This window comes from Aurantimonas sp. A3-2-R12 (genome assembly GCF_036016755.1).
Classification (GTDB): Bacteria; Pseudomonadota; Alphaproteobacteria; order Rhizobiales; family Rhizobiaceae; genus Aurantimonas; species Aurantimonas coralicida_A.
On the sequence record NZ_JAYXIH010000087.1, the window covers coordinates 1 to 5,678 of the forward strand.

7 protein-coding genes and 5 pseudogenes are annotated in these 5,678 nt (G+C 59.9%); 8 read left to right on the forward strand and 4 right to left on the reverse strand.

The annotated features are described in order from the left end of the window. Positions 1-48 precede the first annotated feature (48 nt). A pseudogene (locus tag VSX60_RS21775) lies at positions 49-369 on the reverse strand (ISAs1 family transposase); the annotation flags it as partial. A 109-nt stretch (positions 370-478) separates the two neighbouring features. Here VSX60_RS21775 and VSX60_RS22660 point away from each other — a divergent pair. From VSX60_RS22660 to VSX60_RS21800, 5 genes are all read left to right on the forward strand, one after another. Beyond that, positions 479-655 (forward strand): hypothetical protein, encoded by a 177-nt coding sequence (locus VSX60_RS22660; RefSeq protein ID WP_442873137.1) that lies wholly within the window; start codon positions 479-481, stop codon positions 653-655. 94 nt (positions 656-749) lie between these two features. Then, entirely contained in the window at positions 750-977 is a 228-nt protein-coding gene (locus tag VSX60_RS21785; RefSeq protein WP_327626343.1) for a hypothetical protein, read from the forward strand. 84 nt (positions 978-1,061) lie between these two features. Beyond that, on the forward strand, positions 1,062-1,490 hold the full coding sequence (locus VSX60_RS21790; RefSeq protein WP_327626344.1) for a response regulator: 429 nt from the start codon (positions 1,062-1,064) through the stop codon (positions 1,488-1,490). Between the two features lie 358 nt (positions 1,491-1,848). Then, entirely contained in the window at positions 1,849-2,040 is a 192-nt protein-coding gene (locus VSX60_RS21795; protein ID WP_327626345.1) for a hypothetical protein, read from the forward strand. A 106-nt stretch (positions 2,041-2,146) separates the two neighbouring features. Further along, positions 2,147-2,383, forward strand: coding sequence for a hypothetical protein (locus VSX60_RS21800; RefSeq protein ID WP_327626346.1), 237 nt, complete (start codon positions 2,147-2,149; stop codon positions 2,381-2,383). Positions 2,384-2,591: 208 nt separating this feature from the next. Here VSX60_RS21800 and VSX60_RS21805 read toward each other — a convergent pair whose 3' ends face one another. Continuing rightward, positions 2,592-2,936 carry a helix-turn-helix domain-containing protein gene (locus tag VSX60_RS21805; protein ID WP_327649458.1) on the reverse strand — a complete coding sequence of 115 codons (345 nt, stop codon included), beginning with the start codon at positions 2,934-2,936 and terminating at the stop codon, positions 2,592-2,594. A 433-nt stretch (positions 2,937-3,369) separates the two neighbouring features. Here VSX60_RS21805 and VSX60_RS21810 point away from each other — a divergent pair. Continuing rightward, positions 3,370-3,528 (forward strand): annotated as a pseudogene (locus VSX60_RS21810) (transposase); the annotation flags it as partial. Positions 3,529-3,775: 247 nt separating this feature from the next. Here the strand turns inward: VSX60_RS21810 and VSX60_RS21815 are convergent. Then, positions 3,776-4,303: pseudogene (locus VSX60_RS21815) on the reverse strand (IS110 family transposase); the annotation flags it as partial. On the opposite strand from VSX60_RS21815, the pseudogene VSX60_RS21820 reads away from it, so the two are divergent. Continuing rightward, positions 4,298-4,646 (forward strand): annotated as a pseudogene (locus VSX60_RS21820) (Mu transposase domain-containing protein); the annotation flags it as partial. The pseudogenes VSX60_RS21815 and VSX60_RS21820 sit on opposite strands and share 6 nt — an antisense overlap. An 11-nt stretch (positions 4,647-4,657) precedes the next feature. Beyond that, a pseudogene (locus VSX60_RS21825) lies at positions 4,658-4,887 on the forward strand (ATP-binding protein); the annotation flags it as partial. Here VSX60_RS21825 and VSX60_RS21830 read toward each other — a convergent pair. Continuing rightward, positions 4,779-5,636: an EAL domain-containing protein gene (locus tag VSX60_RS21830; protein WP_327626348.1), complete on the reverse strand. Its 858-nt coding sequence runs from the start codon at positions 5,634-5,636 to the stop codon at positions 4,779-4,781. The pseudogene VSX60_RS21825 and the gene VSX60_RS21830 sit on opposite strands and share 109 nt — an antisense overlap. Between the last annotated feature and the right edge of the window lie 42 nt (positions 5,637-5,678).

Here is a 5,678-nt window from a genome sequence, read left to right on the forward strand (position 1 = left end):
TTTCTTCATGGCGTTGCTCTCCTCAGTGGAATCGGCACCCCGAGCCTAACGGCTCAAGGCGGGCAACGCCGCCCACTTCAGAGTTTCAACAGAGACCGGGACATTCCCTTGCGGTTGCGGGCGCGGTTCTCATCGAAGGTCATGTCGAGCACCCAGTGGCGGCTGTTTTCGATCGACCAATGTGCCCGGGCGGCCTTCAGATAGGCTTCGGCGCTCAGCGGCCGCGAGGCCAGATGATAGTGCCGGGTCGTAGTTATCTTGCCGGCACGGGTGCCTGTGGCCTCGACCATGGCGAGGCAGGTCAGGCCCGGCGGCAAGGACTGGCTCGCCCGAGGCTCTTTTCGGTCCTCTCAGCCAGGACAGGTCGTGGCTATGGGTGACGGCCAGCAACGCCATGTCCGGCTGCTCGCCAAGCGCGAGACGCAGGCCAGGCGTCCGGTGGGCGGTCAGGTCGCGGACAAGACTATCAGACAGCGGCTTGCCATCTTCCTCCGCGTCCTCGACCTCGGCGCAAGGCGTCGATGCACTCGATCTCGGTCTCAAGCTACCCAAACCGCTGATCCACGTCATCGGGCAGTTCCTCGGCGCTGTCGTACCGCTCCGTCAGCGCGTCATATTCCTCCTGCGCGGCGGCGTAACCGTTACGACCCGTTAACCGTCGTTCTGTGGAAAACCGGCGACGCCCTTGATCGTCTCGGTGGATCCCGCAGGTTTACGATGGGGAGGGGGACGTATGGAGATGTTTCGGCATGACTGTTGATATTGAAAACATCGCTGCCACGCTGGCTGACGACGCGACGATCAGCGATGATGAACTCATCCGACTGATTATCGACCTGTGTGCGGCCGGGGGGCGAACGAACGTCGTCAATCTTGAAAAATACAAGATTCGAAAGGTGCTCGAGGCGTGCGCGAGGCTTCGTGATCTGGAATGGAGCGGATCAGCCTCTACCCTTACGCACCGCCGTTCCCGCTGAGCAAAGCTTGGCAGAGACGCGCCAGATCCTTTCGGGCAAACGTGGCGAAACGGGAACCGTTTCAAGGCGTCGACGTTTAGGACGATGAATTACGCCCAAGCGAATACAAAAGGCTCCGCGCAAAGCGATGACCACAAAACGGTCCTCGTCGTTGAGGACGAGTTGTTCATTCGCATCAACATTGCCGACTATCTCCGGGACTGCGGCTTCCATGTTATCGAAGCCTCCACGGGCGACGATGCAAAGGCAGTCATCGAATCCGACCGGACGATTCACGTCGTCTTTTCCGATGTTCAGATGCCTGGCGAACTCGACGGGTTTGGCCTTGCCCGTTGGATACGCCAGCATCGACCGGACCTCCATGTCATCCTGAACTCCGGCATGGTCAACGCGGCGGAGAAGGCCGGTGATCTATGCGAAGACGGCCCGCTGATGGCCAAACCCTATGATGAAGCGCAGGTTGTGGCGCGCATCCAGGAGATGTTGCGCGCCGCAAATCAGCGCGAACTATAATAAGCATACCTTGGCGGAAAGGCGAGGAACGCAATACCAAGCCCCGCATGACGATCATGCGCGGTTGTGCTTAATGCATTCCTAACAACGGTCTGATCTCGGGAATTCTCACCGCGGCCAATACCGCAAACGCGGTCTTTCCGCCCGCAACCGATAAGCCGCCTACCGAACAGCTGGGATGACCGAAGTGCCGCAGTTGCGCCATTGCAACCGAGCGCGAGGATTGACGTGTTTCGATTGGATCGCGCACCGCCCACAGGTCCGACGTTCACGGAAGGTTTTTAAGGCGCGATCGAGTTGACCAGAGAAGCCACATTCACCACACAGCGGGTTCATAAGTCCGGCTCGTCGGGACACAATGATCAATCGATCGGCGAATGAAATCGAGACGGTGGCGGTGCCTCTGGCAATTTCGGTGGTGGCGTCGGCAGCGGCGGCACAGGCGCATCTGGTGAAGCTGGCACAGGTGCCGCTGGCGGCGGGATTGGAGCCGGCGCGTCCGGTGGAGCAACAGCAGGCGGAAACGGTAATGCAGGTGGAATGGGTGTAAGCGGTGCTGCAGGCGGTGAGGCCCAGGGCAATGTATACGTGAGCTCGGAGACCAATTTCGGTCGTGCCATTTCCGCGATCCGACCTCCGAGAACGACATTGACGCCTTGGCAAACGCGTCGTCAGTCACGGTTGTTGACGTCGAAGGGGAGGTTCAAGGCAAGAACGCTGCCGCCCTCGACAACGCGGTCGCTGACAATGAGGAGGACATCGCAGCGCTTCAGGCGGCGATCGAAGCCGATGCAGAACTTTCGGCAGCGCTCGATGCGCAGAATGTCGATGTTTCGTCGGTCGTCGCGTTAGAGACCAACGCGGACGGCAGCGTGACCGTTTTCTCGCGCTAACGATCCCTCAGAGCAAAGATTCTTGAGAAACCCTAGGCCACCTCTAGCGAACCGATACTGACATGGAATGTCGCCGCTCGCAGACGTGCAGTCTGCGAGCGGCCCTTTGAGCCAAACTTCCATACTCAGATTTTGCCATTCGTCANCAGACGTGCAGTCTGCGAGCGGCCCTTTGAGCCAAACTTCCATACTCAGATTTTGCCATTCGTCATTTCTCCTGATCGTCGGCAGCAAGCACCTGAACCAGGGCGCTGATTGCAGCGCGCACCTTGGCATCTTCGATCTTCATGAACGCACTGGCCTCCCGATACGCGGCAGGGTTGAGATCGGCAATCTCCGTTTCGACATCGACGTCATCGACCCCTTCAAAGAAGTGCTCGACGGGGACCGATAAGGCGCGGCCTGCCCGGTAAAGTGTAGAAGCTGCGAGTCGATTTGCGCCCTTCTCATATTTCTGGACCTGCTGAAACGTCACACCTAGACGCTCGGCAAGTTTTACTTGGCTCATGCCGACTGCAGTCCGGCGGATTTTAAGTTTTCGGCCGACCGCCACGTCGATCGGATCGTGGGGACCCGCTCGCCTTCCCGAGCGGTCCTTTCGATTCCCACTTCCCGGAGCAGATGAAGCCACTATGAGAAGCGTCCCTTGTCACTGCCTCTGTCGAGGGTAAAGCGATCTGACGCGTGCCTCGTGTTTTGGTTGGCGGGGTCAGTCAGCCGTTTCGTCCCAAGGCTCGCTATGAGTGCCGCAACTGCAAGCCACGCATAGGCAGGTGGCGAACGCACTTCCCACGATCGCAATGTGGCCATCGAAACTTCGAGCATGCGTGTCAGACCCTTCCGGTCGGTTTCGAGCACGCTCAGCGCACGCTGGATCTGGTCGCTGAACTGATCAGGCATGTTCGTTTGTAACGCCAGCGCAGATTGCAATCAATGCGCCTGACGGCAATGATTCTCGCCCGAATATTGTCTGGAGAAGTCTGATCGCTTATGTGGAGCAGGTGCTGGCGCCGACGCTCAGTTCAGGAGACGTGGTGGTCATGGATAATCTTCCAGCGCACAAAGCTGATGGCGTGCGCCAGGCGATCGAAAAGGCCGGTGCGCAACTGCGATATCTGCCGCCTTACAGCCCCGACTTCAATCCGTGTATGGATGGCTCCTGCGGGTCAAGGATTGTCGGATCGGTTTTGATGAACAGGTCGGTTGCGGCCATGTATACGGCGTCTGAATATGCCGCGGGATCGCTGCGCGCCCTGATGAATGTTCGCTTGGAGAACTGGTCCCAATCAATCGAGCGCGCTCAAAGCGCTTCGGATTGATCGGGGTGTCCTGGTTCTTCGGCTCCGTCCGTTCGCCATCACCTCACTTTGCCCTGACCATTCCTTTAGCCGATCAGGCGGCCGCCTGCGGCTGATAGCGTATGTCGTCCCGAAGGACAGCGAAGATCGTTCTTGCCATGCGATGTGCCAAGGCGATGGCGACGACCTTTGTCTTTTTCCGGATCAGCATGCTCGATAGCCAGTCCAATCCCAGCCCGAGCCTCCGTCTGACCATGATCTGCGCCATGGCGCCCAGATACAGCAATCGCCGGATATAACGGTTGCCCATCTTCGAGATTCGACCAAGCCTCTGTTTACCGCCGGTCGAGTGCGGTTTGGGTGTAAGGCCGAGCCAGGCAGCGTAGTCTCTCGCGGACCCGGAATTGCTGACATCAGGCGTCGTCGCCGTGATGATCGTCGCCGAAAGCATGCCGACACCCGGTATTGTGGTCAGGCGCTGGCTTGTCCCGCTTTGCTTGTGGGTCTCTTCGATCTCGCCGGTCAACTGCTCGATCCGCTTGTTCGTCTCGGCAAGTTGATCGAAGAGCACGCTCACTGGCGTCCGGGGCGCTTCTGGCAGCCGATCCAGTTGCTCCCTTATCGGGCTCAGACGAAGGGTAAGGTGGAGCGGCCGTTTCGATATATCCGGGAAGACTTCTTCCTGGCGCGCTCGTTCCGCAATCTCGACGATCTGAACCGGCAACTGGCCCATTGGCTCGATACCGTCGCCAACTGCCGGGTGCATGCCACGACCCAGCGCGTCGTCGGCGAAGCGTTCGCCGAGGAACGGCCCTGTCTGCGGCTGCTGCCGCTCGCGCCGTTCCGATCGGTCCTCAAGCTGGAGCGCCGCCTCAGCCGGGACGGCATGGTCAGTGTCGACGGCAACCTCTACAGCGTTCCTGACGCCACGCGCCGGCGGATTGTCGAGGTTCACAAGCTTGCCGGCGAGGTCCATATCCTGACGTCCAATCGCATCTTTGCCGAATGGGCGACGTCTTCGGCGATTCGGTCGTCGCCACCGCGCTCCTCGATCGCCTGCTGCATCACGCCGTCGTCGTTCAGAGCGAGGGATCAAGCTATCGGCTTCGCCAGCACGCCGAGCTCATGCCCGAGCACGTCCGCTCGAAGGCTATCATCGCTCCGCCGCTACAAGCAGAGCCGCGCCGTCGCGGGCGACCGCCTCGGCTCCACCCCATCGCCACAGCGAGTTGACCGGCGGAATTTGGGAATTTTACTTCGGCGCTTTGGGGGGGGAATTCACGCGGCACTGACAGTTCCTGCTCGAGGAGGTCTAATAACTCGGCGAGTGACATCGGCTTGCTGAAGACGTGACCCTGCGCTTGGTGGGCACCTAGCCTTCGAAGCACGGCGAGTTCGGAGGCTGCCTCCACGCCCTCGGCAATAATGAGGCTTCCAGTCTCCTTGGCGAAAGCGATCAGCGCCGATGCAAGGGCTCGGCGGGCGAGGTCCTCGTCGATGTTCCGGGTCAGGGTGACGTCGAGCTTGATCATCTCCGGCTTCAGCTGAAGAACATGGCGCAGGCTGGCATATCCAGCCCCCGCGTCGTCGACGGCTATCCGCAGGCCGCGTTGGCGCAAGGGTTGGAGAGCCCGGGTCAAGAACGCGTAATCCTCTACCGAAGTATGTTCCGTAATCTCAAGAACGATCTGCTCCGGAGCCATGCCCTCCAGTGCCGCCGGAAGCTGACCGCTCAAGATCGTATCGGGGGATACGTTGAGCGCCACATAAATATCGGTCGGGAGGTCCGACAGCTCCTGCAGCGCAAGGCGGATTGCAAGCAGTTCCAGCTCAACTTGGCGGCCGACCTCCGCTGCTTCCGCAAACCACAGATCAGGTGCTCGCACAGGGTAACTGCTCACCTGGTTGGCAATCTGGCTTGATTTGAGGGCTTGGATGTGAGTCAAGATTCCCATGACTCGCCCGCGCCGATGCACGCTGACCGACGCCGAGAAGGA